Here is a 26149-nt window from a genome sequence, read left to right as displayed (position 1 = left end):
GAGGATTCGGAGCACCGCCCGACGCCGGATCATGGCCTCGCAGTAGGTGCAAAGGCAGGTTAATGGCTTCTGAGCAGAAGTCGGCGCAAGCCGATGCATTTCAGCGCATCTCGACTCACGTCGGGGTGCGCTTTTTTTATGCGGAGTTAGAAAAGCCTATTTTTTTTGCTCGCGCCAATACTGAAGACAGGTGTGGGCCAAGGCTTCGTTGGTGTCGACCGATGCGGCGAGAAGAGGGGAGTTGATGCGCTCAAGACCCGTGGCGATTTCCGTACAGGCCAGCACCAGGCGGGTTGCGCCGCGCGCCAGCAAGCGTTGTCCGGCAGCTTCCAGCAGGCGGCCGCCTTCCTCGATCTTGCCGTGTTTGACGGCATAGCAACCGGGCATGAACAGCTTGTCGAGTTCGTCTTCCGTGTTGACTATGTAGCGCCGCTGCAAGGCGTCGAAACGATCTTGATACAAGCGCGACTGCAATGCGCCGCGCGTGGCCAGCAGACCGATGATTTCCGGCTTCTCGCCCAGTTGCGCCAGCGTGGCGTCGACGATGTGCAACAGCGGCGCCGGGCTTGCTGCGGCCAGCTCATCGAACCAGTGATGGGCAGTGTTGCAGGCAATCGCGATACGCGTGGCGCCGGCGGCGTTCAGTACGGCGATGCCTTGCAGCATCGCGGGTAAAGGCGAGGGGCCGCCACGCGACAGAGCGAGCTGGCGATCCGGGATCTGCGGCACGTTCCACAGCAGCGTCGGGATGTGCTGCTGCTCGGTCTCAACGGGATTGAGTTCGAGCAGCTTGCGCGCGAAATCCACCGCCGCCAGCGGCCCCATGCCGCCGAGCACGCCCAGCAGCGGCGTCGTCATGATGTTGTGCCGGCCATGCTCTTGCGAGCTTCTTCACGCACGATGTGCAGGATCTTTTGCTTGAGCGCGCCGTAGCCGGCATCGCCCACCAGCGCTTCGACATCGCGTGGCCGTGGGAAAGGCATCCTGAACTCGGCGCAGATGCGTCCCGGCCGCGCCGACATCACCAGCACGCGGTCGGCGAGGAACAGCGCTTCGTCGACATCGTGGGTGATGAACAGAATCGTGGTGCCGGTTTTTTGCCAGACGTCGGTCAGAAGTTCCTGCATCATCAGCCGCGTCTGCGCATCGAGCGCGCCGAAGGGTTCGTCCATCAACAGGATTTCGGGATTGGGCAGCCAGGCGCGTGCGAGGGCGACGCGCTGGCGCATGCCGCCGGATAACTGCCACGGCATGTGATGATGAAAATCCTGCAGGCCGACCAGGCGCAGATAGCGCTCCGCTTCAGGAAGATAGACTGACTTCTTGACACCCGCCATGCGCGGGCCGAAGCTCACGTTGTCCAGCACCGACAGCCACGGAAACAGCGTCGGCTGCTGGAACACGACGCCGCGTTCCGGGCCGGGTTTGTTGACCGGCGCGCCGTCGAGCAGGATAGCGCCGCTGTCGGTTTGTTCGAAGCCGGCAATCAGGTTGAGGATGGTCGACTTGCCGCAGCCGGACGGACCGAGCAGGCAGACCAGCTCGCCCTGTTCCAGATCCAGCGAAATGTCGGACAGCACCGGCGTGGCCGCCTGCTTGCCGGAAGCAAAACTCTTGCTGATGCCGGCTAGCCGCACGCGTGCGGGCAGTTGTGCAATCTGGTTCATGCGTCTCGTCCCGCCCAAGGTACAACGGCGCGCTGCAACAGCACCAGCGCCAGGTCAAACAGATAGCCGATGCCGCCCAGCAGCAGAATGCCGAGCATGACGACGTCGGTGCGCAAATAGGTGCCGGCATTGATCACCATCCAACCGAGGCCGGAGTTGGCCGCCACCATTTCGGCGGCGATCAGCGACGTCCAGCCGATACCGATCGACAGCCGCACGCCGGTGAAGATTTCCGGCAAGGCATTGGGCAACACCACGCGCGTGAACAGCTGGTAGCGATTGGCGCCCAGCGTCTGCGCCGCGCGCAGGCGGTTCTTGTTGACGCCAACGGCAGCAGCGGCGGCGCTGACCACCACACTCAGGAAGCAGGAGATAAAGATCAGGAAAAACTTGGAGCCTTCATCGATGCCGAACCACACCACGGTCAGGGGAATCAGCGCAATCTTCGGCAGCGGTCGCAAGAACTGTACGAACGGTTCCAGTAAGGCGCTGACCGGTTGCGACAAGCCCATCGCCAGCCCCAGCGGAATGCCGGCAAGGATGGCGGCGGCAAATGCCACGGTTGCGCGCAAGACGCTGACCCAGATGTGCTGCCACAGCGAGACCTGGCGGTAGCCATCGGCGAGGATGTCCACGGTGGTGTGAAAGATCTCGGTCGGCGGCGGCAACAGCAGCGGATCGATCCATTTCAGGGAGCCGGAGAGTTGCCAGATCCCCAGCACCAGCGCCACGGCGCAGGTGCTGACCGCCGCGCGCCGGGTGGCGCTCATGCCGGAGCGCGAGCGCGTGCTGATGCCGGCAGGTGTGATCGCCGATGTACTCATGTGAGGGCTCCTTGCCGGCCGCCGCCGTGCATCGTGTATTGCATAGTGTGCGGCATTATTTCGTCACAGCCTGCTTCAGGTAAGTCGTGTTGATCGCCGGCGCGAAAGATTCCGGAATATCGCTCTTGCGCAGGTCGCCGATTTCCACCAGGAAGTTGGCGGTGTCCTTGGCGGCCTTGGCGATGCCGGAGGTCGGCGTCGTCGCGCCGTTGCCGAGATAGGCCGGTGTCAGCTGCTCGGTGTTGGACGGATATTCCAGACCGGTCAGCACGCTGCGCGCCGTGTCAAACGGGATGTCGAGATGCCTGGCGATCAGTTGCGCGGAGCCATCGGGATCCTTCTTGTACTGGTCGACTTTTTCCTGATAGGTGCGCAGAAACTTGACCACCAGTTGCGGATATTTCTCGGCGAATTCCTTGCGCACGACGAAGTTGTTGTAGATCAGGAAGCCGTCTTTTTGCAGTTGCCTGGTGACGAAGATTTCATGTCCGCCGTCGGCTTCGAATTGCTGTGTGAACGGACCCCAGACGTAGGCTGCATCAATGTCGCCGCGCTTCCACGCCGCGACCTGGTCGGCCGGCTTCAGCGGCACCAGCCGGATCTTGGATTTGTCGAGACGGTTGACCTTGATCGCCAGTTCCAGCGCATATTGCGCGGTCGAGTTGGGCGGATAGGCGACGGTCTTGCCTTCGATATCCTTGATGCTGTTGATGTTCTTGCTCTTGCGGCCGATCAGGCGTTCGCTGGTGGCGATAACCTCGGGCACGCTGATGATTTCAATCGGCAGCTTGCGCGCCACACCTGCCACTGCCGGGCTGGAGCCGAAGCGGGCGATGTCGATTTCCTTGGCGGCGAACAGCGACAGCACGTCGGCGCCGGTAGCGAAGGGAATCCATTTTACCGGTGCGCCGAAGGATTTGTCGAAGGACTTGTCGATCTTGCCGAGCACCCAGACGCGCGGGCCGCCGGCCCAGGCGAAACGCACTTCCTGCGGCACGTCTTCGGCATGAGCGACGCTTATATTGGCGACGCTGAGCGTGATGGCGACGACCGCCGCGAGTTTCTTGAGCAGATTTTTCAATGACATTCCCGGACCCTTTTTTCTTGTTGAGCGAGAGGCGGGCACGGCATTGTCATGGGAGTGCAAAGCGTGGCCGCCAAAAGAATCGGAGCCCGACAGGACTCCGTATTCCGCTGACTATAAAGAGTCCGACGGCTTTGTAAAAATACCAATTCAGAGATTGCATATCCGGATTTCAACTATGCCGCACAGGCGTAGTGAAATTCGCAGGAGGAAAAGATAAGAGTGCAGGCGTCACCAGGTCGGCGACGCCGGAAAGATTACTTCTTCAGATAGCGCGCGATGTCGCGTGCGAAGTAAGTCAGCACGCCGTCGGCGCCGGCGCGTTTGAAGGCCATCATGGCTTCCATCATGGCCTTGTCGTGATCGAGCCAGCTGTTTTGTGCGGCGGCCTTGATCATGGCGTATTCGCCGCTGACCTGGTACGCGAAGGTCGGGACTTTGAATTCGTCTTTCACGCGGCGCACGATGTCGAGATAGGGCATGCCGGGTTTGACCATGACCATGTCGGCGCCTTCTTCCAGATCTAGTGCGACTTCGCGCAGCGCTTCGTCGCTGTTGGCCGGATCCATCTGATAGGTGCTCTTGCTGCCCTTGCCGAGATTGGCGGCCGAGCCGACCGCATCGCGGAAAGGGCCGTAGAACGCCGAGGCGTATTTGGCCGAGTAGGCCATGATGCGGGTGTAGATGAACTTGTCCGCTTCCAGCGCATTGCGCACGGCGCCGATGCGGCCGTCCATCATGTCCGACGGCGCCACGATGTCGACGCCGGCCTGCGCCTGCGTCAGCGCTTGCCGGACCAGCAGGGCGGTGGTTTCGTCATTGAGGACGTAGCCGCTGTCGTCCATCACGCCGTCCTGGCCGTGGCTGGTATAGGGATCGAGCGCGACGTCGGTGAGGATGCCGAGTTCGGGGAAGCGTTGTTTCAGCGCGGCGACGGCGCGCGGCACCAGGCCGTCGGGGTTGGTGGCTTCAATGCCGTCCGGCGTTTTCAGCGACGGATCGATGACCGGGAACAAGGCCAGCACCGGGATCCCGAGCGCGACCGTGTCTTCGGCGACGTGCAGCAACTGGTCGATTGACAGGCGCTCGACGCCGGGCAGGGAGCCGACCGGCGTGCGCAGGTTCTGGCCTTCCTGGATGAAGACCGGATAAATCAGGTCGGCCGGGGTAATGACGTTTTCCTGCATCATGGCGCGGGAAAACGCGTCCTTGCGCATGCGGCGCATGCGAATGGCGGGGAATCGGGAAGATGAGTTGGTAGATGATGACATGTCGATACTCGCTAAAGCGCATGAACAGTACATGAAGGCGCAGCCGGGGCGATGTGGCGGGCGTTAAAACTACCTTGCACCCGGTATGTTGTCGGCGGCGCTAAATGCGGACAAATCCAAGCAAATTCAATCAAAAAATAGTCAAAAGACGATAATTAAAAAATCCATTCAGCCCCTGAAACTTTTTCTCGGGTAGGGGTTCTTACGCATAGGCAATGTATGTTGCCTCCCGCTTCCCCTTCCCTCCCTGAGCGGGGCTCATCGTGCAAACGATAGGCGTTTGCCCTGGAATGGTTTCCCCCCTTCCAGGGCATTTTTACGTCTGGCGCCAGGTTTTCACCTGTTCGCCCTTTTGCTTACTTATCCTCGCCAGGAGTGGCGTCGCCGGCGTCGTCGTCAGCAGCATGATCGATATCTTCAGTCGTCAGCCCGGCCAATTCCAGAATCTTGTCGTTGGCTTCGTCGATGCCGGTACGCTTGAGCGCCGAAAACAATTGCGCCGTGAACGGAAACGGCTTGCCGTCCGCATCGACATAACTGGCCAAAAACGTCTCAGCCTGACGCAGCGCGTTGGTGGCTTCATTGCGGTTGAGCTTGTCGGCTTTGCTCAGGATGCAATGCATGGGTTTGCCGGTCGGTGCAAACCATTCGACCATCTGAATATCGAGTTCGGTAAACGGCCGGCGCGAATCGATGATCATCACCAGCGCGGCAAGCTGCTCGCGGCGGCGAACGTAGTCGCCCAGCAGCTCCTGCCAGTGCAGTTTGGCCGAGCCGGAAACTTCGGCGTAGCCGTAACCGGGCAAGTCGACCAGCAGGGCGCGGATCTCATCGACTTTTGTCTCATCTTTGCGATGCTGCGCCACATGAGCGCCGCCGATGGAGAAATAATTGATATGCTGTGTCCGTCCTGGCGTTTTTGAAGCAAAAGCCAACTTCTTTTGATTGCACAACACATTAATTGCGGTAGATTTGCCGGCATTGGAGCGGCCGGCGAAGGCAATCTCGGGTACCTGAGTGGTTGGCAAATCACGGAGATGATTCACCGTGGTGAAGAAACGGGCTTGCCAAAGTTGGGACATAGTAGGAGGAATGCATTAAAAGTGGGCAAAAATGCCGAAAAGCTATTGTACAATAAGGGGTTACCTCTTGTTGTGTTGTGCTGGAGGAAACACTTTTCAGGCATGTTTTGGAAAGATTGAGGAAAGAAGCATCGTCGCCAACCTGGCAATTTATTAATATAATCAAGTCTCAGGGTGTTTGAATGAATCGTGCCTTTTCACCATTGTTGAAATCCTTGTTTATTGCAGTGCTGGCGGTGTCTTCCACAGCATTTGCAGCCGAAGAAAAGAAACCAGAGCCAGTCGCCAAGGTTGATCCGGCCAAAGGTGAGGCGCTTTACACCAACGGCGATGCCACCCGCAACATCCTTGCCTGCGTTTCCTGTCATGGCGCCGCGGGCAACTCCACGATTACCGCCAATCCGCGTCTGGCCGGCCAGCATACCGCTTATATCATCAAGCAACTGACCGATTTTCGCACCGCCAGCCGCAATAATCCGATCATGACGCCGCTGGCCAAATCGCTGTCGGATGAGGACGTGAAGAACATCGCGGCCTACCTCAACGCGCAGGCGCCGAAACCGGGTGCGGCCAAGAACAAAGACACCATCGAACTGGGCAAGCACATCTGGCGCGGCGGCATCGCCTCCAAGAATGTCCCGGCCTGCGCAGGCTGCCACAGCCCGAACGGCGCCGGCATCCCGGCACAGTATCCGCGTCTGGCGGGCCAGCATCAGGATTACACCGTGGCCGAGCTGACCAATTTCCGTGGCGGCACACGCAGCAACAGCCCGCAAATGACCACGATTGCGGAACGTTTGTCGGATAAAGAAATCAAGGCGGTTGCAGACTACATCGCCGGTTTGAAGTAAAAACTAGCTGGTAACAAATTGGAGGGGGTGGCTGAGAAGCCGCCCCTTTTTCATTTCCGCGCAAGGGCCGCGGGGCAGTCGCTGACAAACTGCACAAGCAGCATCGATAAAGGTAGCACTTATGACAGGCAGTACCGCAGGCATCCAACTGAAAACCCGGCAGCGCTGGGTGGCCGACCTCGTTGAATTGTTTTCCTCCATGCGCTTTGCCATCAGCCTGCTGACGCTGATCGCCATCGCCTCCATCATCGGCACCGTGCTCAAGCAGAACGAACCGATGCCGAACTACGTCAACCAGTTCGGTCCGTTCTGGTTCGAGGTATTCAACAAGCTGGGTTTGTACGCCGTTTATTCGGCCTGGTGGTTCTTGCTGATCATGGGCTTTCTGGTGTTGTCGACCTCGCTGTGCATCGCGCGCAACGGCCCCAAGATGGTCAAGGACGTCAAAAGCTGGCGAGAAAACGTGCGCGAGCAATCGCTGCAGAATTTCCATCACAAGGCGGAATGGATTGCCGCCTCGCCGGTAGCAGGCCTGGCGCAGCAGCTGGCGCAACGCATCGGCGCCAACGGCTACAAGGTCAAGCTGGTGGAAAAGGACGGCGCCACGCTGATCGCCGCCAAGAAGGGCGCCGCCAACAAGTGGGGTTACATTTTTGCGCACAGCGCCATCGTCATCATCTGCGTCGGCGGCCTGCTCGACTCGGACTTGCCGATCCGCTTCCAGCAATGGTTTTACGGCAAGACGCCATTCTCCGGCAACGGTTTGATTTCGCAGATCCCGGCTGAGCATCGCCTCGGCCTCGGCAACCCGACCTTCCGCGGCAACACGCTGATCCCCGAAGGCGCCAGCAGCAGCACCGCCATTATCCCGCAGCAAAACGGCGTGATGATCCAGGATCTGCCGTTCACGATCCAGCTCAAGCGTTTCGTGATCGACTATTACTCGACCGGCATGCCTAAGCTGTTCGCCAGCGACGTGGTGGTGCGCGACAACGCCACCGGCAAGGATTTCTCCGCGACCATCAAGGTCAATGAACCGCTGATCTACAACGGCGTGGCGGTCTATCAGTCCAGCTTTGAAGACGGCGGCAGCAAGCTGCGCCTGACCGGCCATGCGATGAGCGGCGCCGAAGACAAGAGCTTCCAGATCGCCGGCGAAGTCAATGGCAGCACCCCGCTGGCCTCTGCCGACAAAGGCAAGGACAGCGACTACACCGTCGAATGGACCGGTTTCCGCCCCTTCAACGTCGAGAACATGAGCAACAGCGCCGGGCAGGATGTGCGCAGCGTCAATAAAAGCGTCAACAAGGGCTTTGCCGCAGGCTTCGATAAGCATCTCGGTTCCGGCGCCAAGAACGCCAACAACAAAGACCTGAAGAACGTCGGGCCGAGCGTACAATATAAATTGCGTGACAAGACCGGTCAGGCGCGCGAGTTTCTCAATTACATGATGTCGGTGCAGGTCGACGGCGCTTACGTGTTCCTGGCCGGCGTACGCGACATGCCGGACGAGCCGTTCCGCTATCTGCGCATCCCGGCCGATGAAAACGACAGCGTCAACGAATGGATGCGCCTGCGCGCCGCGCTGGCCAATCCGGCGCTGCGCGAAGAAGCGGCTGCGCGCTATGCGCGCCAGGCCATGAAAGGCACCAGCAGCGCATCCGACCAGTTGCGCGAACAGGTGCAGCAATCGGCGCTGCGCGGTCTGAGCATTTTTGCCGGCGACGGCAAGGACTCGGGCTACATCGCCGTGTCGCGCTTCATCGAAAAGATCCCGGCCGCAGAGCAGGAAAAAGCCGCCGACATCTTCATGAAAATCCTCAACGGCAGCATGTGGGAGCTGTGGCAGGTCGCGCGCGAGAAGGCCGGCCAGCCGCCGATGGCGACCGACGAAAAGCATGCGCGCTTCCTGCAACTGGCGATCAACGCCATGGCCGACGCCGGTTTTTATCACGCGCCGGTGTATCTGCAACTGAGCAGCTTCGACGAGATCAAGGCCTCGGTGTTCCAGGTGACCCGCTCGCCGGGCAAGAAGGTGGTGTATCTGGGCTGTCTGTTCCTGGTGCTGGGCGTGTTCTCGATGCTGTATATCCGCGAGCGTCGCCTGTGGGTCTGGATTCGTCCTCAGGCCGGCGACGCCGGCGGCTCGCATGCGCTCATGGCCATGAGCACGCAGCGCAAGACGATGGATTTCGACAAGGAATTCGAATTACTCAAAGCGAAATTAACCCAAACGGCGTAAGCTACGGGCCAGAGATTATTGGTATTGGCGTTTAACGCTTATGCCTGAAACGACATATCTCCCGCACCGCAGACGGGTAGGATGGCGGCAGGAGACAAATCGGAGAATATGATGGAATTGAGCCAAACCCACGCTTACTCGCAGGATATCGGCTTTTTTAAACGTCTCAGTGTGTTGGACTGGATTTATGCAGCCGCCCTGGTCGCAGCCTCGCTGTTTGCGCTGAATCGCTACGGCGATCACATGGACTACTACGAAAAGGCGGTCCTGGTGCTGGCGGCGCCGACCTTCGCCTGGCTCGGCTGGCACTGGAAGCAGGTACGCTGGCTGATGGCGCTGCTGGCGGTGCTGGCACTCTCCACCATCGCCATGTACGGCGGCAATCTGGAGCTGGCCGACAAGAAATTCTTCCTCAAATACTTCCTCTCCAGCCAGTCCGCCATCCTGTGGATGAGCGCCTTGTTCGTGCTGTCGACTTTGTTCTACTGGATCGGCCTGATCGGCCGTTCGCCGGTCGGCTCCGCGATCGGCTCCAAACTGTGCTGGGCGGCGGTGGTGCTGGGCTTCACCGGCATGCTGGTGCGCTGGTACGAGTCCTACCTGATCGGCGCCGATGTCGGTCACATTCCGATTTCCAACCTGTACGAAGTGTTCATCCTGTTCTGCATGATCACGGCGCTGTTCTATCTGTACTACGAAGAGCGTTATGAAACTCGCCAGTTGGGCGCTTTCGTGTTGCTGGTGATCACGGCGGCGGTCGGTTTCCTGTTCTGGTACACGATGTCGCGCGACGCGGCCGAGATCCAGCCGCTGGTGCCGGCGCTGCAAAGCTGGTGGATGAAGATCCACGTGCCGGCCAACTTCATCGGTTACGGCACCTTCGCCTTGTCGGCCATGGTGGCGGTGGCCTATCTGCTCAAATCCAAAGGCTATCTGGCCGATCGCCTGCCGTCGCTGGAAGTGCTGGACGACGTGATGTACAAGGCCATTGCGGTCGGTTTCGCCTTCTTCACGATCGCCACCATCCTCGGCGCCTTGTGGGCGGCGGAAGCCTGGGGCGGTTACTGGTCCTGGGATCCGAAGGAAACCTGGGCGCTGATCGTCTGGCTCAATTACGCGGCGTGGCTGCACATGCGCCTGATGAAGGGTTTGCGCGGGCAGGTCGCGGCATGGTGGGCGCTGGTCGGTCTGCTGGTGACGACATTTGCCTTCCTGGGCGTGAACATGTTCCTGTCCGGTTTGCATTCCTACGGCGAACTGTAAAAGGATGTCGATTTGAACAAAGTAGCAAGGTCCGGCTTCGACCTGGTGCTGTTCGATTGCGACGGCACCCTGGTCGACAGCGAAGTGGTGGTTGCCGATGCCTGGTCGCAGTACGTGGAACGCTACGGCGTCACGCTTACGGCGCAGGAGGCCTTGCAGCAGTTTCGCGGCACCAGCATGAAACTGTGCCTGGCGCGCATCGAAGAATTGCACGGCGCGCCGCTGCCGGCGGTATTCGAGCAAGAGTTGCGCGGCGTCATGACCGAAATGCTGAGCGAACGCCTGCAACCGATCAATGGTGCGCTGGACATGGTGCAGGCGCTGTCGATGCCGTTCTGCCTTGCCTCCAACGCCCCGCGTACCAAAATCGAATTATGCCTGCGCGTCACCGGCATGCTGCCGTATTTCGCCGGCCGCATTTTCAGCGCCTACGACGTGCAGAAGTGGAAACCCGATCCTGCCTTGTTCCTGCACGCCGCCGCCAGCCTTGGCGCGGCGCCGCATCGCTGCGCCGTCGTGGAAGACAGCCTGCCGGGCATTCAGGCGGGTCTTGCGGCCGGCATGACCGTGTTTGCATTGCAGCCGGAAGACCATATTCCGGATTTGCCCGACGGCGTACACGTCATCCGCGAGCTGGCCGAATTGCCCGGGCGACTGCGGGCCGCGGCCTGAGGCCGTTTTCGCCGTTCATCTCCGGCCAGCCGCCGGGAAAAATCAACATCGCGAAGTTCTGTAAGATGGTGCCGATGCGGCCGGTGGCCGCTTTCGTCATGTATTGCCTGCTACCGCTTACGGAGTCCTCATGTTGATCAAGTGCTTGCCCTGCAGCATGGAAGTCCTTCCTTGTCCCGGCATCGCGCGGTGCGCCGCAAACCGGCTGGCGGCAGCGATATGAATCCCGTCCACGTCATCCGCAAGCTGACGACCCGGCAGGTCGGCATCCTCAAGGCGCTGCTGTTTGCGGCGTCGCTGCTGCCGTTTCTGCGTCTTGCCGTGTTCGCCTTCACCGACCGGCTGGGCGCCAATCCCATCGAGTTCATCACGCGCAATACCGGCGACTGGACCTTGTATTTCCTGTGCATCACGCTGGCGATCACGCCCTTGCGCCGGCTGACGGGATGGAACTGGCTGATCCGCTTGCGCCGCATGTTCGGACTGTTCTCGTTTTTCTACGTCGTCCTGCATTTCACGACCTTCCTGTGGTTCGATCATTTCTTCGACGTCGAGGAGATGTGGAAGGACGTGCTCAAGCGGCCTTTCATCACGGTCGGCTTCATTGCCTTCGTCTTGCTGATCCCGCTGGCGGCGACCAGCACCAACGGCATGGTGCGCAGGCTGGGCGGAAAACGCTGGCAATGGCTGCATCGCCTGATGTACATAATCTTGCCGCTGGGTATCTTGCACTTCTGGTGGATGAAGGCGGGGAAGAATCTGCTGGCCCAGCCGATACTTTTTGCAACAATTGTTACCCTGTTGCTGCTACTGCGTATGTTCTTCAAATTCAGGCCGCAGAAGAAGATGTAAATTATTGAAAATAAACGATAATTTTTATTTGCTGCGTTGCAAAAAAATGCGAGCAGTCTAACTTTTCTTGCTATTTCCTGACAAAAAATCGATTTCCACGTATTCCAAATCGTATTTGGTGCGTTAGATGACGTACAGCGCGCCAAAAACGCGCAGCTACAAACGCGCAGCTACGACAGCTCACAGAATCGATGTTGCTGCGGAAGTCACGAACAGGAACGTCAGAAGACGGGTAAGGACAGAGTTATGCAAGCCATCGAACGCAATCCAAAGACTACGCTTGGCGCCAGCCACCGCCAGTCCTATGTGCTTTCCGCCAAGGAAGGCCGTTTCAGCAGCAAAGCAGGAAAATCGTTCCGCGCCAAGGAGCGCGAAGACGATTGCTCCATGTACGACAAGCTGCCCAAGCAGATTGACGATATCGTCGAGGGCGAGTCACCGAAGCGTTTCAAGCGCCCCAAGATGGATAGCGATATCGTTGCCCGTTAATGCGCATTCGCTTGGCCGGGGCTGCAGCGGGTGTTGATCGTGCAGCCCGACGTCCCCGGTTTCAGCGTCTGCTTCGGCGCGGTTAAGTTTTTCTAGTTTTCTTCGCGCGGATCGCGCGACAGCAATTGCGCAACCATTTCCTGTACGGAAATGCCATCGAACAAGGCGCCGGCCACTGCATCGGTGATCGGCATGTCGATGTTCAGCTCCTGCGCCAGCGAGCGCACAGCTTGCGCGCAGCGCACGCCTTCGGCGACATGGCCGAGTTCGGCGACGATCGTTTCCAGTTTTTTTCCTTGCGCCAGACCCAGGCCGACGCGGCGATTGCGCGACAGATCGCCGGTGCAGGTCAGAATCAAATCGCCTACGCCGGACAAGCCCATGAAGGTTTCCGCCCGTCCGCCGAGGGCGATGCCGAGCCGGCTGATTTCCGCCAGGCCGCGAGTGATCAAGGCTGCGCGCGCATTCAGGCCCAGTTGCAGGCCGTCCGCCGCGCCGGTGGCGATGGCCAGAATATTCTTCACGGCGCCGCCGATTTCCACTCCGACCAGATCATCGCTTGAATACACGCGCAGGTTGCCGCCGTGCACTGCGGCGACGACGCGCTCGCATAAGGTCTTGTCGCTGCTGGCAATGGTCAGCGCGCACGGCAGGCCGCGCGCCACTTCCTGGGCGAAGGACGGTCCCGACAAGGCGCCGGCAGGCACGGCCTCGCCCATCACCTCGCGCACGATCTGATGCGGCAGCAAACGGGTTTGTTCTTCCAGGCCTTTGCAAAGCCAGACGATGTTGGGGACCTTGCGGTCGCGCAAGGTTTCCGCCAGTGCGCGCAGGCCGGACACCGACGAGGCGACGATCAGCAGACTGTCGTCCGGGCTTTGCGTCACGTGTCTGACGGCAAGGTCGAAATCCGAAGTCACCCTGAGCGACTCCGGCAGATGGAAGCCGCGCAGGTAGTCCATGTTTTCACGCTGCATGGCGGCGTCTTGCATGGCCTTGGCATTGCGGCCCCACAGGACGACCTGGTGACGTTGCACCAGGTTGATGGCCAGTGCAGTACCCCAGGCGCCGGCGCCGAGTATCGAAATGTTCATGAGGGCTATCGCTAGTGGCTAGTGACTATGGCTGGTGAAGGCGGAGTATGGCCCGATGATGCTTTGAGTATGCGCCCGGCCCGGCACCGGGGAAAGCAAGATTGATGCTGATCGGGCGCCTGTCTGAAATTGGAATGCCGGGGAAATCAATCGCCCCAGACTTCGGAAGTCTTGATGAAGCCGCTCTGGCCGTCACGGTGCCTGACCTTGACCCAGCCTGATTGGGGAGTCGGGTCGGTCAGTTCCAGCAGCACGTTCTTGTCGGCGCTGAAGACGGTCGCGCTGGCTTCATCGGCGGCCGCATGGATCTTGGCATTGGCCGCACTGACGACGACGTTGCGCTTGGCGACCAGGGCCTTCGACTGAGCCCACGACAAGGCGCCGGAGGCGTCGCGCACCTTGCTCCAGTCGCCGTAGGTCAGTACGACCTCAACCGGCATGCCGCGCGGCGCGATGGAGACGCGGCGGCCTTTTTCAGACGGCGCATCGTACAGGATCGCGGGCGCGGCGCCGACCGACTTGAAGTCGAGCGCATAGGCGGGCGCAGCGGCGGCCGAGCCGAGTACGAGAGCGGACAGGATGAGAGAGGAAAATTTCATGGACTTGCTCCGCTGTAGAGGTGGAAGCCGTGTGTCCGGAAAGCTTGGAACGTACACGAAGGCGTCGAATAGCAGGAAAGAGGCGCGCTGCATTGTCGCTCGCGCCAGGCGCAACGGCAATGCAGCGGTACGGCAGAATCAGTTGACGGTAGTCGAACCGGTGACCAGTGTGCCATCGGTTTGTTGCTCGGCCAGCGCTTGCAGGCGTTGCTGATAGAACACTTCGAAATTGATTTCGGCCAGGTGGATCGGCGGGAAACCGGCGCGGGTGATCACGTCGGCGATGTTGGCGCGCAGGTAAGGATAGATGATGTTCGGGCAACCGATGCCCAGCAGCGGATCCAGTTGCTCGGCAGGAACGTTGCGCACTTCGAAGATGCCCGCTTGCTTGCCTTCGACCAGGAACGCGACCTTGTCCTTGACCTTGGCGGTCACGGTGATGGTGACGGTGGATTCGAAAATGCCGTCAGCCAGCGCTTCGGCGCCGACGTCGACCGACACTTCGATGGCCGGCGCATCCTGCTCCAGGAAAATCGCCGGGGAGTTCGGTTGCTCCAGCGACAGGTCTTTCAGGTAGACGCGCTGGATCTGGAATACGGGTTGCTGTTCAGCTTGTTGGTTCTCTTCCGCCATGGAATGCTCTCGTTTCAGGTTGGATTAAATACAAATTGCGCAACATCGCGCAAATAACGCAGGAATGACTAGATGAATCAGGCTTGCAGCAGGGGATCGAGCCCGCCCGCACGGTCCAGCGCGCTCAGATCGTCGAAGCCGCCGACATGGGTGTCGCCGACATAGATCTGCGGCACGGTGCGGCGGCCGGTCTTCTGCATCATGATCTCGCGTTGCTGGGGATCGAGGTCGACACGGATCTTTTCGATGTCTTCGATGCCTTTGCTCTTGAGCAGCCGCTCAGCCATCATGCAATACGGGCAGACGGCAGTGCTGTACATGACGACGCGGGCTGTCATTTGGCGACCTTCGGGCTGTTCTGGCTGGCGGTCGGGAGACCTTGCGCCTGCCAGGCCGCGATACCGCCGGTCAGGCCGTGCACTTCAGGGAAGCCGGCTTTCTTCAGGATGCCTTCCGCCTTGGCGGTTTGCGTACCCGACTGGCAGACGACGATCACGTTCTTGCCCTTGAACTTGTCCAGTTCGCCGACGCGCTGCGCCAGGTCCTTGAGCGGGATGTTGCGGGCGTCGCGCAGATGCGCGGCGTTGAATTGCTCGACGTCGCGCACGTCCAGAACCAGGGTTTTGCCGGTGTTGATCAGTTGCGTGGCCTGCAGCAATGTCAGCTTGCTGCCGCGCTGTTGCAGGAAGGGAACGAGCAGCGCGCCACCGGAAATGATGACGAGGCCGATCAGGAAAATATTGTCTACGATGAATTTCACGGGATCTCAATGGGTTTACTGAATCCCGGCATTATAAAATAGAAGCTGACATGCTATTTGAATCTTCAATTGCTATTTTCTCATCGCTTCCTTTTTCTGACTGTTCCTCACTATGTACAAAATCGTTTTCATGCGCCACGGCGAGTCGACCTGGAATCTTGCCAACCGCTTCACCGGCTGGGTTGACGTCGATCTGACCGAAAAAGGCGTGGCCGAAGCCAAACAGGCCGGCAAGTTGCTCAAGGAAGCCGGTTTCACCTTCGACCTGGCCTATACCTCGGTGCTCAAGCGCGCCATCCGCACGCTGTGGACCACGCTCGACGAAATGGATCTGATGTACCTGCCGGTGCAGCACGACTGGCGCCTGAACGAGCGTCACTACGGCGCCCTGCAAGGCCTGAACAAGGCGGAAACCGCCGCCCAGTACGGCGACGAGCAAGTGCTGGTCTGGCGCCGCAGCTACGACACGCCGCCGCTGCCGCTGGAGCCGACCGACCCGCGCGCCTCGTTCAGCGATCCGCGCTATGCCGATCTCAAGCGCGAACAAATTCCGCTGACCGAGTGCCTCAAGGACACCGTCGCCCGCGTGCTGCCGGCCTGGAACGACACCATCGCTCCCGCCATCCGCGCCGGCAAGAAGATCATCATCTCGGCCCACGGCAACAGCCTGCGCGCCCTGATCAAGTATCTGGACGGCATCAGCGACAACGACATCGTCGGCCTCAACATCCCCAACGGCCAGCCGCTGGTGTATGAACTGGACGCCGACCTCAAGCCGATCAAGAGCTACTACCTCGGCGACCAGTCGGCCATCGAAGCGGCCCTGAAGGCGGTCGCCAGCCAAGGGAAATCGAAATAACTACCTTTCGCGGCATGCTCAGGCGGCACATTCCGTCATTGCGTCTGCGGCCGGCCAGCCTACTCTCGGCGGCCGTGGCTGCGGTTTTCCTGTCGGCGGCGTTCTGGCAGCCATGTGCTTCGGCCCAGCAGGTTACGGAACGCACCCGGCAAAAGCAGGCGGCGGAGAAAGAGCGCGCCGACCTGCAGCAAAAACTGGCCAATCTCAAACGCGACATCGACAAGACCGAAACCGCCAAGGGAAACGCTGCCGATGCGCTGGCCGAATCGGAGCAGGCCATTTCCAAAGCCAACCGCTCGCTGCGCGAACTGACGCAGGAACAGGCCGACACCGAGTCCAAGCTGGGCGTGCTGGTCAAGCAGCAGTCGGAGCTGTCCGGCGTGGTCAATGTCCAGCAGGCGCAGTTGTCCAAACTGCTGCGCGAGCAGTACGTGGCCGGCAACGAAGACCGCATCAAGCTGCTGCTCTCCGGCGACAACCCCAACCGCATCAACCGCGAATTGCAGTACATGGGCTACGTCTCGCAGGCGCAGGCGCGCCTGATCGAGACCCTGCGCGTGAACCTGCAGGCGATCAAGGACAACAAGGCCGCGACCCAGAACGCCAAGTTCGAACTGGAAGAAATCGCCCAGGAAGAGAACGAACAAAAGAAACTGCTGGAGAAGGAAAAGGCCAAACGCAGCGGTTTGCTGGCCCAGTTGTCGACCAAACTCACCGCCCAGCGCAAGGAAGTCGGCAACCTGCAGCGTGACGAACAGCGCCTTTCCGGCCTGGTCGACAAGCTGGCGCAGATCATCGAAGAGCAAAAGAAGGCCGAAACCGCCGCGCGCGAAAAGCGCCGCCAGGAACAGTTGGCCAAAGCCAAGGCCGAACACGACAAGCGCGTCGCCCAGCAAGCCAAGGCCGCGCCGGGAACCAAGAGCAAGCCGGCGCCGTCGGAGGCAATTGACGACGACGAAGCGCCGCAATCGCTGGGCCGCAACGAGGCCACGCCGTCGGCAGAGGAAAATTTTGGTAAACCTTTCGCCAGCCTGCGCGGCCAGTTGCGCCTGCCGGTGCGCGGCGACCTGCTGGCCAAGTTCGGCGGCAAGCGCGGCGACGGGCCGAGCTGGAAGGGCCTCTTCATCCGTGCGCCGGAAGGCACGGAAGTCAAGGCCGTGGCGGCCGGGCGGGTGGTCTATGCGGATTGGCTGCGCGGTTTCGGCAACCTGATCATCGTCGACCACGGCAATCAGTACATGACCATTTATGGCAATAATCAGTCCGTCTTGAAACGGGCAGGGGATCTCGTCAAAACCGGGGATGTCATCGCCAGCGCAGGTAATAGCGGCGGCAATGAGCAATCGGGTTTATACTTTGAAGTGCGGCATCAGGGCCGCGCTTTCGACCCACTCGGCTGGGTAACTACTAGGTGAAACATGGGCAGCAAACTCAAGAATATCGGTCTTATCGGTCTGGGCATGATTGCAGGTGTGGCGGCTTCGATGCAGTTGGACGCCATCGCACAGAAAAGCGGAGCGGAACCGCTGCCGCTGGAAGAGGTCCGGCAACTGACCGACGTGTTCGGGATGATCAAGTCCAACTATGTTGAACCTGTCGAAGACAAGAAGCTGCTCACCGAAGCGATTTCCGGCATGGTCGCCTCGCTCGACCCGCACTCCGCCTACCTCGACAAGAAGGCTTTCAAGGAATTGCGCGAAAGCACCATGGGCAAGTTTGTCGGCCTGGGGATCGAAGTCGGCATGGAAGACGGCTACGTCAAGGTGATCTCGCCGATCGAAGATTCTCCTGCCTACCGCGCAGGCATCAAGGCGGGCGATCTGATCACCCGTCTGGACACGACGCCGGTCAAGGGCCTGACCCTGGACGAAGCCGTCAAGAAAATGCGCGGCGAACCCAACACCAAGATCACGCTGACCATCGCCCGCAAGGATGAAGATCGCCCGATCATCGTCACCATCATGCGCCAGGAAATCCGCATGCAAAGCGTGAAGTCGAAGGTGATCGAACCCGGCTACGCCTGGTTGCGCGTGACCCAGTTCCAGGAACCGACCGTTGACGACATGGCCAAGAAGATCCTGGCGTTCTACGCGCAGGAACCGAATCTGAAGGGCATCGTGCTCGACCTGCGCAACGATCCGGGCGGCGTCTTGCCTGGCGCGATCGGCGTATCGGGCGCTTTCCTGCCCAAGGATGCCGTGGTCGTGACGACCAACGGCCAGCTGGCCAGCTCCAAGGTCATCTACGCCGCCAAGCGCGACGAATATGCACAAGGCTCCCTGACCGATCCGCTGGCGCGTCTGCCGGATGCGATCAAGAAGGTGCCGATGGTCGTGCTGATCAACTCGGGCTCGGCTTCGGCTTCCGAAATCGTGGCCGGCGCGCTGCAAGATTACAAGCGCGCCACCATCATGGGTACGCAGTCGTTCGGCAAGGGTTCGGTGCAGTCGGTCATCCCGTTGCCGCCTGACCGCCAGACTGCCGTCAAGCTGACCACCGCGCGTTACTACACGCCGAACGGCCGCTCGATCCAGGCGCGCGGCATCGTGCCGGACATCATGGTCGATGAATACGCCGACGGCGACGGCCTGAACGGTCTGCGTCTGCGCGAAGCCGACCTGACCAAGCATCTGATCAACGACAAGGACAAGGACGCGACCGAAGTCAAGGCCACCACCGTCGATGAGAAAGAAGAAGAACGTCTGATCGCGCAGGAAAAGAAGCGCAAGCCGCTCGAATTCGGCAGCAAGGACGACTTCCAGCTGGCGCAGGCGCTGAACCATTTGAAGGGTTTGCCGGTGCAAGTCTCCAAGGTCAAGGCAGAGATCCGCGACACCACCAGCAAGGACGACAAGCCGCTGAAGGATATCCGCAAGGACGGCAAGGATAGCAAGACCCCACCGGAAAAGATTGAAAAGGCGCCGGCAGAGAAGATCGAAAAGAAGTAAAACCTGTCCACGATCCTACTGCGAGGCCATGATCCGGCGTCCGGCGGTGCTCAGAATCCTCATGTACTCAAGTACATTCCGGTTCTTGCGCTCCGGCCGCCACCGGCTGATGGCCTCTCGCTACGGATCGCGAACAGGTTTGAAGCGCTGAATTGCGTTACATTAAGAGGGCTGCAGAAATGCGGCCCTCTTTTCATTTACCGCTGTACCGCCATCACGCCATGAACGACCAGCAATTGCTGCGCTATTCGCGCCACATCCTTCTCGACGACATCGACATCGCAGGCCAGGAAAAACTGCTGGCGGGGCATGCGCTGGTGATCGGCGTCGGCGGCCTCGGTTCGCCGGCGGCCTTGTACCTGGCGTCGGCGGGCATGGGCAAGATCACGCTGGTGGACGACGACACCGTCGACCTGACCAACCTGCAGCGCCAGATCATGCACACCACGGCGCGGGTCGGGCAGCGCAAGGTGGAGTCCGGCCGGCAGGCGCTGGAAGAGATCAATCCCGACATCGAGATTGTCGCCGTCGCCGAGCGCGTCAGCGATGCGCGGTTGGCGGAGCTGGTGCGAACGGCGTCCGTCGTGCTCGATTGCAGCGACAACTTCGCCACCCGCCACGCCGTCAATCGCGCCTGCGTGCAGCACAAGGTGCCGCTGGTGTCGGGCGCCGCGATCCGTTTCGACGGCCAGATCAGCGTGTTCGACACGCGCCGGGACGATGCGCCGTGCTACGCCTGCCTGTTCCCGCCGGATCAGAAGTTTGACGAGGTGCAGTGTTCGACCATGGGAGTGTTTGCCCCGCTGGTCGGCATTATCGGCACCATGCAGGCGGCCGAGGCGCTCAAGCTGGTGGCCGGCATCGGCGAGTCGCTGTCCGGACGCCTGCAGATCCTCGACGCTCGCAGCATGGAGTGGACCAGCATCCGCTTTGCGCGCAATGCCGCCTGCCCGGTGTGCGGCGCTTCTCACGCCTGAACGGCGGCGCGACGACGAAAACGCCCGCAAAGGCCTGCAAGGGCGCTTGCAGCACGGTTGGCCTGTCGCAAAAGGGGTTTGCGAAGTGCTATTTATGCGTCAAGTTCTGGTATACACTGTATTGGATTTGCATTTGTACGCGTTGCGAGCCGGAGACGGCGAATGATCTACCGCAAACCGGGTGGTCCGGGGAAAGGGAAGTCTATGGGCGTCATCGCGAAAAAAACCGTCAAAAAAAGCACCCCCGCTGCGGGCAAGGTAGCCGCAGTCGGCACAGCCGCCGCCAAGTCTGTTGTCAAAGCGCCAAAAACGGCCGTCAAGACACCTCCGAAAATGGCAAGCAGGGCGGCAACGCCGGTAACCAAGACCACGTCCGGCAAAGCATCGCCGGCAGGCAGCAAGGCCGGGACAAACACTGCAAGCGCAGCAAAAACCGCAGTGGCGCCGAAGAAAAACACAACTTCGTCGACAGGCAATGTTGTTGTAGTAAAATCCCTGACCGTTAAAAAAACGGCACCAGCGTCGGCGAAGCCCGGCACAGGGAAGAGCGCAGGCAAGGCAGTCGATAGCATGCCCAGGAAGTCAGTACCATCGGCAGCAAGGGAAGTGGATTCAAAAGCGACCAAATCCGGCATCAGCGCAGGCAGCAGCAAAGCCAGCGCCGGATTAAAGGATAAAATTGAAAAACCCGTAGTATTGAAAGTAAGCGAAGTGGCAACTAAAACTCCCAAAACTACCCCTGATACGCAAACCTTGCTCACTGAGGAACAAATCCTCAAGATGGGCGAGAAGGACTACATGAACGAAGCGCAACTTGCTTTCTTCAAGGCCCGTTTGCAACAGCTGGAAAAAGATCTGCTCAAGAACGCAGGCGAAACCACTGAGCATTTGCGTGAAACCGTGTTGGTTCCCGATCCTGCCGATCGTGCGACCATCGAGGAAGAGCACGCGCTGGAATTGCGCACCCGCGACCGCGAGCGCAAGCTGCTCAAAAAAGTGCAGCAATCCATCGTCTCCATCGATGGCGGCGAATACGGCTGGTGCGAAGAAACCGGCGAGCCGATCGGCATCCCTCGTCTGCTGGCGCGTCCGACCGCAACTCTGTCGCTGGAAGCGCAGCAACGCCGCGAACTGAAACAAAAGCTGTACGGCGACTAAGTTCTGTAGCAATCCCAAGCAATGGCGCCACCTGGCTGGCGCCATTCGCTCACCAACCTCCATTTTTTCTGTCGTTTCGCGGCTGCAGGCCGCAATGTTTGCGTGCCCGTACGCGCAGGCGCTGTGACGTGCATCGGCTGCTTGTCGTTGCGCAGAGCTGCGCTATACGGCGCACTCCCGCTGGTCCCGACAGGCTCCCTTTGTGCCGTTTTCATGGCGTGACGCCATTCTGAAAGTGCGATCTTTAAATGCAACAGTGTTGCAATATGCTGATATAATTCGCGCTCGCCGGCATGCTCGGCGCAGGCATTTCACGGCCCCGCATGGATGCCGTTTTGTCCTCTCCCGTCATTCATTTTTGCTGGAACCGCCCGATCATCATGGCCGCTGCCATCGCGACATCGCTGCATGCACTTAGCCTTCGCGCGTACGCGCGAGCAGGGCGCGTGCCGGCATGGCGATCACCGGCGCGGCGCATGGGCGGGGCGCTGCTGCTGGCGCTGATGTTGCTGTTTTCCCAGTTCCTCGGTCTGTTGCATGGCATCGCGCATGCCGGTTGGCCGCCTGCGATGGAGCGTGTCGCTGAAGCCTCGTTCAACGCCGCGTTGTTCAACTACGTCGATGGCGACGAGGCCGACGCCGACGAGAAAGCGGTCAGCGTACAGCGCGTCGAACATCAAAAGCATCACCATTCCTGCGTCGAATACGATGCTGCCAGCGGCGCCACCGGCATTCATGTCCACTTTTTTTCTCCTCCGCTGATTCCCGGCGTGCAGGTGCTTGCTTTGTGGCAGGCATTTGCCTCCTGGGATGCGCCGGTCGTCTGCCATTTTTCCTCGCGCGCACCGCCGCGCTGACTGCTGAACGTTTCGATTTGCCGACCGGATTGCCATGGCGATTTCCATCGCGCCGGCGCGGGCTCCCGCCTGCCGCCGCCGTGATTGCTGCGACCATTCGCCCGGGCCGGCTTCCACCTTCATTTGTCAGTCAAGGAACACCATGCAAGTCCAGCCAACTCTTTTGGCAAGCGCCGTCCTGTCCGCGCTCGCCGCCATGTCTTCGGCCGCCATCGCGCAAACGGCGCCGCAACAACCCGACCAGCAGCAACAAAAATTGCAGGAAGTCGTCGTCACCGCCAGCCCGTTTTCCTCTGAAGAGAATGCGCAAATCCTCACGCCGGCCAAGGTCTTGTCCGGAGAAGAACTGCGCAACAAGCTCGGCAATTCGCTCGGCGACACCTTGTCGCACGAGCTGGGCGTGTCCGCCTCCAGCTTCGGCGCCGGCGCCTCGCGCCCTATCATCCGCGGCATGGAAGGGCCGCGCGTGATGATGCTGCAAAACGGCATGTCGACGGCCGACGTGTCGACCGTTTCCAACGATCACGCGGTCGCCACCGAAGCCGCGACCGCGCGCCAGATTGAAATCCTGCGCGGTCCGGCCGCGCTGCTGTACGGATCGGGCGCCATCGGCGGCCTGGTCAACGTCGTCAACGATCGCATTCCGACCGAACTGGTGGGCAAGCCGACCGGCGAGGTCGAAGCGCGCTATGGCACCGTCGATGGGCAGAAAAATACCTCCTTCGGCGTGGATGGTTCTGCCGGCCAGATCGGTCTGCACATCGACGGCAATTACCGCGACACCGAGAACTACAAGATTCCCGGCAACGCCAGACAAGGCGATGCCACAACGGCGTCCGGCCGCCTGCCGAATTCCTTCACGCATGAGAGCAGCGTCGGCGTCGGCGGTTCGTACATCGCCGATTGGGGCCACATCGGCGCGTCGGTGTCGTCGCTGGACGACCATTACGGCATTCCGACGGCAGAGAAGTCCTTCATCGATCTGCACCAGACGCGCTACGACATCGACAGTCTGATCCGGGAGCCGTTTGCCGGCATCGAATCGTTCAAGTTCAAGCTCGGTTACACCGACTACACGCATACCGAGAAGAAGGAAGACGGCAGCTCCGACACTGTATTCACCAACCGTTCCCTGCAGACGCGCTGGGAACTGACCCACAAACCGCTGGCCGGCTGGCGCGGTAACTTCGGGGTGCAGACCGAGAATAGCAACTACGCGGCCTTGTCGGCGGTGGACGGCTCGCCGCAGTTGACGCCTAAAACCAAATCCAGCTCCTTCGCAGGATTCCTGGTGGAAGAGCGCAAGTTCGGCGACGTGCTGGCCAGCGCCGGCTTGCGTCTGGAATCCGTACAGCGTCGTCCGGAAGGTTTGCTCAACCGCGACTTCAATCTGTTCTCGTGGTCAACCGGCGCGATGTGGAGCTTCATGCCCGGCTACGGTCTCGGCGCAACCTATTCCGTGGCGCAACGCGCGCCGACCGTGGAAGAGCTGTATTCCAAGGGGCCGCACGATTCGACGTCGACCTATGACGTCGGCGACAGCAACCTGCAAAAAGAGACTTCGCACAATATCGAGCTGACGCTGCAAAAGACCGAAGGACTGGTGCGCTGGAAGGGCAACCTGTTCCAGAACAAGGTCAAGAACTTCGTCTACGGCCGCACCAATGGCCAGGTCGACGACAGCGGCAATCCCGATCCGGCCGGCGAGTTCCTGCAACGTTTCTGGTCGCAGGGCGACGCCACGATTTACGGCGCGGAAGCGGAGGTCAGCTACAACCTCAGCGGCGAGGGTTTCTCGGCGCGCGGCTTTACCGACACCTCGCGCGGCCGCCTTGACAACCAGGGCAGCCTGCCGCTGCAACCGGCCACGCGCTACGGCGTCGATCTCGGCTATCGCCAGGGGCCATGGGTCAGCGGTGTGCGCGTATTGCGAGCGCTCAAGCAAGACCGCCTGGCATCGTTCGAGCAAAACGTGACGCCGTCCTACACGCAGGTCGACGCCAATCTGTCCTACACCCAAAAACTGCAATCGATGCGCGTCACCTGGTTCGCCCTGGTCAAGAACCTGCTGAACCAGGACATCCGCTTCTCGACATCCGTATTGAAGGACACGGTGCCGCAAACGGGGCGTAATCTGATCGTGGGCGTGCGCAGCGCGTTCTGATCCGTCGGCATGTCCCGATCCGGCGAAAAGGGCGCCTTTTCGCCGGGTTGTCTCAACAGCAGCTGTTGCCGGATTGCTCTATTCTCTGTCCTGCCAAAGGGTGAAAACGCCGCCCTGGCGGGTTACAGGGGAAGGTATGTTGATTATTCGCAATATCTCAGCGTGGCTGTTGCTGCTGGTCGCCTCTGCGGCCGCTACGGCATCTGCCGCGCCGGCATCGCTGGTCGTCAGGCTCGGGTTCAGCGGTCCCTTGTCGGGGCCGCAAGCCTCCGTCGGCAAGGATGCCTTGAACGGCGCGCAGCTCGCGATCGATCGCCTGAACCAGCAGGGCTCCAGTATCGACGGCAAAGTTTTGCGTTTCGAGTTGCTGGCAAAGGATGACGAAGCCGATCCCGGCATCGGCGCCATCCGCGCGAAGGAGCTGGTCGACGCCGGCGTGCGGGCGGTGCTTGGTCCTTTCAATTCCGGCGTGACGCTGGCGGCCGCCCCGATTTACAACGAGGCGGGCATCGTCTCGCTCACCGTCGCTTCCAATCCGAAGGCGACCTTGTCGCCGTCGAATCGCCAGGCCAGTCAGGTCTTCCGCATTGCCGCCAGCGATACTGACATGGGCAGCAAGATGGCGCTGTACGCCGCACGCAACCTGAAGCTCAAAGCCGTCGCCATCATCGATGACGGATCCGTTTATGCGCAGGGCCTGATCGAGGAATTCCAGAAAACCGGCAAACAGAACGGCATGCAGATCGTGCTGCGGGAGGTCGTCAGCGACAGGAGAATCGATTTTCGTGGCGTGCTGGGCAAGATCCGCGAAGCCAGGGGCGACGCCATCTTCTTCGGCGGCTACGCACCGCAAGCCAGCGCAATGCTCAAGCAGATGCAACAGATGGGGATGTCGATACCGCTGCTTGGCGGCGACACCTTGTGTTCAGTCACCATGATGATGCAGGCCGGCAGCGGCGTCGGCGAAGGGACGTATTGCGTGCAAGGCGGCGTCTGGCTGACGCGGGTGTCGGACGGCGCGGTCTTTGCCGCCGCCTATCAAGCCAGATACGGCGCCATGCCGGGCATATTTGCGCCGACGTACTACGACGGCGTGCTGCTGCTGGAACGGGCGATGAAATCTGCCAATGCGATCGATCCCCATGTCTTTGCGCCGGTGCTGGCGCGCATGCGTTACAAGGGCGTAACGGCCACCTATGAATTCGATGCCAGGCACAACATGAAGGATTCGACCGTGACCATCCTGCGGCTGCAGGATGGCAAGCTGGCGCCGTTGTCCAGTTTCTGATGCCGGGCGCATCAGGATGGGGCTTATTTGATCGGCAGCCGGATCGTGCTTTTCACTTCTTCCATCACGGCGTAGGTATGCGTCTCGCGCACGCCCTTGAGCTGCAGCAGCGATTTACCGAGAAACTCGCGATAGGCGTTCATGTCCTTCACGCGCGACTTCACCAGATAATCGAAACCACCCGCCACCATGTGGCATTCCATGATTTCGGGGATGCTCTGGACGCTTTTCTTGAACGCTTCGAACACGTCCGCCGTGGTGCGGTCCAGCACTACCTCGATGAATACCAGCAGCGAAACATCCAGCAATTCCGGATTGAGCTGGGCGGCGTAGCCCAGGATATAACCCGCATCCTGCAGCTTGCGCACCCGTTCCAGGCAGGCAGCAGGAGACAGATTGACGCGCGCTGCCAGGTCGACATTGCTGATGCGGCCGTCGTTTTGCAGCTCCGACAGAATTTTTTTGCTGATTTTATCGAGGGAACTCATTTCGTCAATCTCCGTGAGATGCGTTCA

At 60.3% G+C, this 26149-nt stretch carries 26 protein-coding genes and 1 other RNA gene; 15 read left to right on the top strand and 12 right to left on the bottom strand.

Translation table 11 applies throughout. The features are described from left to right. Nucleotides 1–156: 156 nt before the first annotated feature. The 6 genes from cuyB to yihA form a co-directional block, all read right to left on the bottom strand. Entirely contained in the window at nt 157–858 is a 702-nt protein-coding gene (gene cuyB, locus AKL25_RS22235; RefSeq protein ID WP_050479907.1) for a cysteate racemase, read from the bottom strand. Next, nucleotides 855–1667, bottom strand: coding sequence for an ABC transporter ATP-binding protein (locus AKL25_RS22230; RefSeq protein WP_050479906.1), 813 nt, complete (start codon nt 1665–1667; stop codon nt 855–857). The genes cuyB and AKL25_RS22230 overlap by 4 nt, the downstream gene beginning before the upstream one ends. Beyond that, nucleotides 1664–2491 (bottom strand): ABC transporter permease, encoded by an 828-nt coding sequence (locus AKL25_RS22225; RefSeq protein WP_240475835.1) that lies wholly within the window; start codon nt 2489–2491, stop codon nt 1664–1666. Before AKL25_RS22225 ends, AKL25_RS22230 begins: the two co-directional genes overlap by 4 nt. Before the next feature lie 55 nt (nt 2492–2546). Further along, nucleotides 2547–3578, bottom strand: coding sequence for a taurine ABC transporter substrate-binding protein (locus tag AKL25_RS22220; protein ID WP_083444835.1), 1032 nt, complete (start codon nt 3576–3578; stop codon nt 2547–2549). A gap of 254 nt (nt 3579–3832) precedes the next feature. Then, complete coding sequence (hemB, locus tag AKL25_RS22215; protein WP_050479904.1) at nt 3833–4846, bottom strand: porphobilinogen synthase; 1014 nt, start codon at nt 4844–4846, stop codon at nt 3833–3835. A 356-nt stretch (nt 4847–5202) separates the two neighbouring features. Further along, on the bottom strand, nt 5203–5928 hold the full coding sequence (yihA, locus tag AKL25_RS22210) for a ribosome biogenesis GTP-binding protein YihA/YsxC (RefSeq protein WP_050479903.1): 726 nt from the start codon (nt 5926–5928) through the stop codon (nt 5203–5205). Nucleotides 5929–6110: 182 nt separating this feature from the next. On the opposite strand from yihA, the gene AKL25_RS22205 reads away from it, so the two are divergent. The 6 genes from AKL25_RS22205 (at nt 6111) to AKL25_RS22180 (ending at nt 12297) form a co-directional block, all read left to right on the top strand. Beyond that, nucleotides 6111–6779, top strand: a complete 669-nt coding sequence (locus AKL25_RS22205) for a c-type cytochrome (RefSeq protein WP_050479902.1) — start codon at nt 6111–6113, stop codon at nt 6777–6779. A 121-nt stretch (nt 6780–6900) separates the two neighbouring features. Beyond that, nucleotides 6901–9021, top strand: coding sequence for a cytochrome c biogenesis protein ResB (locus AKL25_RS22200; protein WP_050479901.1), 2121 nt, complete (start codon nt 6901–6903; stop codon nt 9019–9021). Between the two features lie 111 nt (nt 9022–9132). Then, nucleotides 9133–10284: a c-type cytochrome biogenesis protein CcsB gene (ccsB, locus tag AKL25_RS22195; protein ID WP_050479900.1), complete on the top strand. Its 1152-nt coding sequence runs from the start codon at nt 9133–9135 to the stop codon at nt 10282–10284. A gap of 12 nt (nt 10285–10296) precedes the next feature. Beyond that, complete coding sequence (locus AKL25_RS22190; protein WP_050479899.1) at nt 10297–10956, top strand: HAD family hydrolase; 660 nt, start codon at nt 10297–10299, stop codon at nt 10954–10956. A 219-nt stretch (nt 10957–11175) separates the two neighbouring features. After that, nucleotides 11176–11808: a protein-methionine-sulfoxide reductase heme-binding subunit MsrQ gene (locus tag AKL25_RS22185; protein WP_050479923.1), complete on the top strand. Its 633-nt coding sequence runs from the start codon at nt 11176–11178 to the stop codon at nt 11806–11808. 246 nt (nt 11809–12054) lie between these two features. Further along, nucleotides 12055–12297, top strand: a complete 243-nt coding sequence (locus AKL25_RS22180) for a hypothetical protein (RefSeq protein WP_050479898.1) — start codon at nt 12055–12057, stop codon at nt 12295–12297. Between the two features lie 92 nt (nt 12298–12389). Here AKL25_RS22180 and AKL25_RS22175 read toward each other — a convergent pair whose 3' ends face one another. From AKL25_RS22175 to AKL25_RS22155, 5 genes are all read right to left on the bottom strand, one after another. Further along, nucleotides 12390–13391: an NAD(P)H-dependent glycerol-3-phosphate dehydrogenase gene (locus tag AKL25_RS22175; RefSeq protein WP_050479897.1), complete on the bottom strand. Its 1002-nt coding sequence runs from the start codon at nt 13389–13391 to the stop codon at nt 12390–12392. A 146-nt stretch (nt 13392–13537) separates the two neighbouring features. Further along, nucleotides 13538–13990: an SH3 domain-containing protein gene (locus AKL25_RS22170; protein WP_050479896.1), complete on the bottom strand. Its 453-nt coding sequence runs from the start codon at nt 13988–13990 to the stop codon at nt 13538–13540. A gap of 138 nt (nt 13991–14128) precedes the next feature. After that, nucleotides 14129–14623 (bottom strand): protein-export chaperone SecB, encoded by a 495-nt coding sequence (gene secB, locus AKL25_RS22165; RefSeq protein WP_007875372.1) that lies wholly within the window; start codon nt 14621–14623, stop codon nt 14129–14131. Nucleotides 14624–14700: 77 nt separating this feature from the next. Continuing rightward, complete coding sequence (grxC, locus tag AKL25_RS22160) at nt 14701–14961, bottom strand: glutaredoxin 3 (RefSeq protein ID WP_050479895.1); 261 nt, start codon at nt 14959–14961, stop codon at nt 14701–14703. Then, entirely contained in the window at nt 14958–15383 is a 426-nt protein-coding gene (locus AKL25_RS22155; RefSeq protein WP_050479894.1) for a rhodanese-like domain-containing protein, read from the bottom strand. Before AKL25_RS22155 ends, grxC begins: the two co-directional genes overlap by 4 nt. 112 nt (nt 15384–15495) lie before the next feature. Here AKL25_RS22155 and gpmA point away from each other — a divergent pair, with 112 nt between their 5' ends. The 9 genes from gpmA (at nt 15496) to AKL25_RS22110 (ending at nt 25634) form a co-directional block, all read left to right on the top strand. Continuing rightward, the gene (gene gpmA / locus AKL25_RS22150; protein WP_050479893.1) at nt 15496–16242 is read left to right on the top strand and encodes a 2,3-diphosphoglycerate-dependent phosphoglycerate mutase; all 747 of its coding nucleotides are present in this window, start codon (nt 15496–15498) and stop codon (nt 16240–16242) included. Nucleotides 16243–16256: 14 nt separating this feature from the next. Further along, on the top strand, nt 16257–17657 hold the full coding sequence (locus AKL25_RS22145; RefSeq protein ID WP_240475834.1) for a murein hydrolase activator EnvC family protein: 1401 nt from the start codon (nt 16257–16259) through the stop codon (nt 17655–17657). A 3-nt stretch (nt 17658–17660) separates the two neighbouring features. Next, entirely contained in the window at nt 17661–19190 is a 1530-nt protein-coding gene (locus tag AKL25_RS22140) for a S41 family peptidase (protein ID WP_050479892.1), read from the top strand. A 61-nt stretch (nt 19191–19251) separates the two neighbouring features. Beyond that, nucleotides 19252–19326, top strand: a non-coding RNA gene (locus AKL25_RS23965) — sX9 sRNA. An 85-nt stretch (nt 19327–19411) separates the two neighbouring features. Next, nucleotides 19412–20167, top strand: a complete 756-nt coding sequence (locus AKL25_RS22135; RefSeq protein WP_050479891.1) for a HesA/MoeB/ThiF family protein — start codon at nt 19412–19414, stop codon at nt 20165–20167. A gap of 753 nt (nt 20168–20920) precedes the next feature. Next, entirely contained in the window at nt 20921–21325 is a 405-nt protein-coding gene (gene dksA / locus AKL25_RS22125) for an RNA polymerase-binding protein DksA (RefSeq protein WP_050479889.1), read from the top strand. A gap of 293 nt (nt 21326–21618) precedes the next feature. Continuing rightward, nucleotides 21619–22182, top strand: coding sequence for a hypothetical protein (locus AKL25_RS22120; RefSeq protein WP_240475833.1), 564 nt, complete (start codon nt 21619–21621; stop codon nt 22180–22182). Nucleotides 22183–22324: 142 nt separating this feature from the next. Continuing rightward, nucleotides 22325–24346, top strand: coding sequence for a TonB-dependent receptor (locus tag AKL25_RS22115; protein ID WP_050479887.1), 2022 nt, complete (start codon nt 22325–22327; stop codon nt 24344–24346). Between the two features lie 136 nt (nt 24347–24482). Beyond that, entirely contained in the window at nt 24483–25634 is a 1152-nt protein-coding gene (locus tag AKL25_RS22110) for a branched-chain amino acid ABC transporter substrate-binding protein (RefSeq protein ID WP_050479886.1), read from the top strand. Between the two features lie 23 nt (nt 25635–25657). Here AKL25_RS22110 and AKL25_RS22105 read toward each other — a convergent pair whose 3' ends face one another. After that, complete coding sequence (locus AKL25_RS22105; protein ID WP_050479885.1) at nt 25658–26122, bottom strand: Lrp/AsnC ligand binding domain-containing protein; 465 nt, start codon at nt 26120–26122, stop codon at nt 25658–25660. Between the last annotated feature and the right edge of the window lie 27 nt (nt 26123–26149).

Origin of the sequence: Herbaspirillum rhizosphaerae (genome assembly GCF_001189965.1) — a bacterium.
Lineage (GTDB): Bacteria > Pseudomonadota > Gammaproteobacteria > Burkholderiales > Burkholderiaceae_D > Herbaspirillum > Herbaspirillum rhizosphaerae.
This window is presented reverse-complemented; position numbering and strand designations above follow the sequence as displayed.